The sequence below is a fragment of the Chloroflexota bacterium genome (genome assembly GCA_014360905.1).
GTDB lineage: Bacteria > Chloroflexota > Anaerolineae > UBA2200 > UBA2200 > JACIWX01.
This window is the reverse complement of the sequence record JACIWW010000046.1, coordinates 1-2,907: the sequence shown is the minus strand read 5'-3', so window position 1 is coordinate 2,907 and position 2,907 is coordinate 1. Positions and strand designations below refer to the sequence as shown.

Here is a 2,907-nt window from a genome sequence, read left to right as displayed (position 1 = left end):
CGCCCCCACTTTGGCGTGGGCATGGAGCAAAAGCCTCCTTTGGCCGTCTTGCGCCATTTGGGGTATACTGGGGATGAGCATATCGCCTTGCTACCACCTATCCTGCTCGACCCAATTAGTACCGAACTGCTGCTCGCTTGTGACAAAGAGGCTGGTAACGATCTATTGGCCACTTACACACGATACAGGTTCCCAATAACGTGCTCTCGGTTTGACAGACGAACTATAGTGCGTATGATAAGACTTCGTAAACACACTGATATGAGGAGACGACATGGTATACGAGGTCCCTGTCGAGGAATTGCGCAATATATGCAATCCGCAAGACCTGGATTTCTCCAGTACAGACCAAGTTGAGCCCTTAGTGGGTATACTTGGTCAAGAACGTGCCCTGCAAGCTCTGCGCTTTGGTCTGGCCATACAAAGCGAGGGCTTCAATATCTATGTCGCAGGACGACCAGGCACTGGTCGCACTAAGGCAGTAATGTCCTTTCTAGAAGAATTGGCCAAAGACAAGCCCACGCCACCTGACTGGTGTTACGTCAACAACTTCCGCGACCCCTATCGTCCCAAAGCAGTTTGCCTACCTGCTGGCCAAGCCAAACAGTTCCGCAATGACATGGAAAGGCTGATCAGCGAAATCCGCAAACGGATTCCCCTTGCTTTTGAGAGCGAGCAATATGCCAACAGGCGCGAGGCGATCACGAAAGCATTCGAGGAACAGCGCCAGCATATCCTGGCTCAGCTTGATCAGACTGTGCAGCAGATGGGCTTTCGCATCCAAATTTCCCCCACAGGCTTACTGCTTGTGCCAATGAAAGACGGCAAACCCATGAGCGAGCAAGAGTTCGCTGCACTGACGGAGGAACAGCGCCAGCAAATTATTGTCAAACGCATTGCTGCGGATGCAGAAGTGAACACGGCCATGAAACAAGCTCACTTGGCCGAGAAAAAGAGCCAAGAACAGTTGCGCGAAATCGATCGCGAGACAGCCTTGATCATTGTTCACCCACTTATCGAGGACCTTGAGGAAAAATATAAAACCAGTTCGGACGTCGTCTCCTATCTGACAGAAGTACAAGACAGCATCTTGCAGAACCTAGCCAGGTTTCGCGGTGAAGAAGAACCACAGCCTGCACCTTCCAGTGCTGCACCCGGGACGACCTCGTTCTTTCGCCGGTATGAAGTCAATGTCATGGTGGATAACTCCGAATTGCATGGGGCTCCAGTGCTCACCGAGCTCAACCTAACCTATCACAATCTATTTGGGCGCATTGAGCGCGAGGCCGAATTTGGAGCTTTCGTCACAGATTTTACTATGCTAAAAGGCGGTGCCCTGCACCGTGCCAATGGCGGGTACCTCGTATTGCCGGTAGAACCTTTATTGGATAACCCCATCACTTGGGACGGACTGAAACGTGCTCTCAGCAGCAAACAAATCAACATCGAAGATGTCTCAGAACGGCTGGGTGCTGTTCCGGTGAAGAGCGTGCGACCTGAGCCTATACCCCTGAATGTGAAAGTGGTTCTGATCGGTGATCCACGCTCGTATTACCTCCTCTACGGCCTCGATCCAGATTTCAGCGAGTTGTTCAAGGTAAAAGCAGATTTCGATGTGCGTATGGAGCGCAGTGCAGAAAACGTCCGCGCTTACATAGCGTTCATCAGTGGGCTTTGTCGTAAGGAGGGGCTGCGCCATTTCCGGCGTGAGGCTGCTGCGAAGATTGTTGAGTATGGCTCAGCACTGGCTGGAGACCAGAGAAAGCTTTCGACACATTTTGCACAGATTGCAGATGTTGTACGCGAAGCTAGTCTCTACGCAGAACAGGATAATACCCAATACGTCACAGAAGAGCACGTCAGGAAAGCCATTGATGCGCGAATTCACCGCTCAGATATGCTTCAGCAGCACATTCGAGAATCCATGATCGAAGGGACGATACTGATTGATACAGACGGTGAAATGCCTGGGCAAGTGAACGGATTATCGGTGCTCAGCCTGGGTGATTATCAATTTGGATACCCGACACGAATCACCGCTACCATCGGGTTGGGACGGGACGGCGTGCTGGATATCGAACGAGAAGCAAAACTGGGAGGTCCAGTGCACACTAAGGGCGTGCTCATCCTGAGCGGATATTTGACCCGTCAATACGCTCAGGATAAACCGCTAACCCTGTCCGCTCGCGTCGTGTTCGAGCAAAGCTACCAAGAAGTCGAGGGAGACAGTGCTTCCAGTGCCGAGTTATACGCCCTTCTGTCTGCCTTGTCAGAACTGCCCATACAACAAGGCATTGCAGTCACAGGCTCTATCAACCAGTGGGGACAACTACAATCAGTCGGTGGCATCAATGAAAAGATCGAGGGATTCTTTGACTTGTGCGCTGGCAAGGGTCTAACTGGAAAGCAAGGTATCATTATTCCCAGGAGCAATGTAAAGAATCTGATGCTCAAGGAAGCCATAATCGAGGCTGTCAGGCAAGGCCTCTTTCACGTGTACGCAGTAGACAACGTTGACCAAGGCCTGGAGATACTCACCGGCATTCCTGCAGGGACCAGGGGCACGGACGGCAAATTCCCAGAAGGTTCCGTCCATGCCCGAATTGACGCCAGGCTACGTAAACTTGCCGAAGATTTGCACCAATTCGGCAAAGAGGCGGATTAATTGCTACTTGCTCTGCAGTATTCCCCGAAAGATCATTCTAGGCCGCATAGCGGCTCAGAATGAAAAGGAATTAGGGCTTGGCAGAGATGCCCCAAATTCGTATCCGAAGCAGCTTATTGTAAGTGGCCAATAGATCGTTACCAGCCTCTTTGTCACAAGCGAGCAGCAGGTCGGTACTAATTGGGTCGAGCAGGATAGGTGGTAGCAAGGCGATATGCTCATCCCCAGTATACCCCAAATGG

2 protein-coding genes are annotated in these 2,907 nt (G+C 51.5%); one reads left to right on the top strand and one right to left on the bottom strand.

All coding sequences use genetic code 11. The features are described from left to right. Positions 1 to 274 precede the first annotated feature (274 nt). Positions 275 to 2,665 carry an AAA family ATPase gene (locus tag H5T67_12590; protein ID MBC7246142.1) on the top strand — a complete coding sequence of 797 codons (2,391 nt, stop codon included), beginning with the start codon at positions 275 to 277 and terminating at the stop codon, positions 2,663 to 2,665. A 70-nt stretch (positions 2,666 to 2,735) separates the two neighbouring features. On the opposite strand, the gene H5T67_12585 is transcribed toward H5T67_12590, so the two are convergent. Further along, positions 2,736 to 2,907, bottom strand: a 172-nt coding sequence (locus H5T67_12585) for a hypothetical protein (protein MBC7246141.1), incomplete at its 5' end; no start/stop codon positions are given.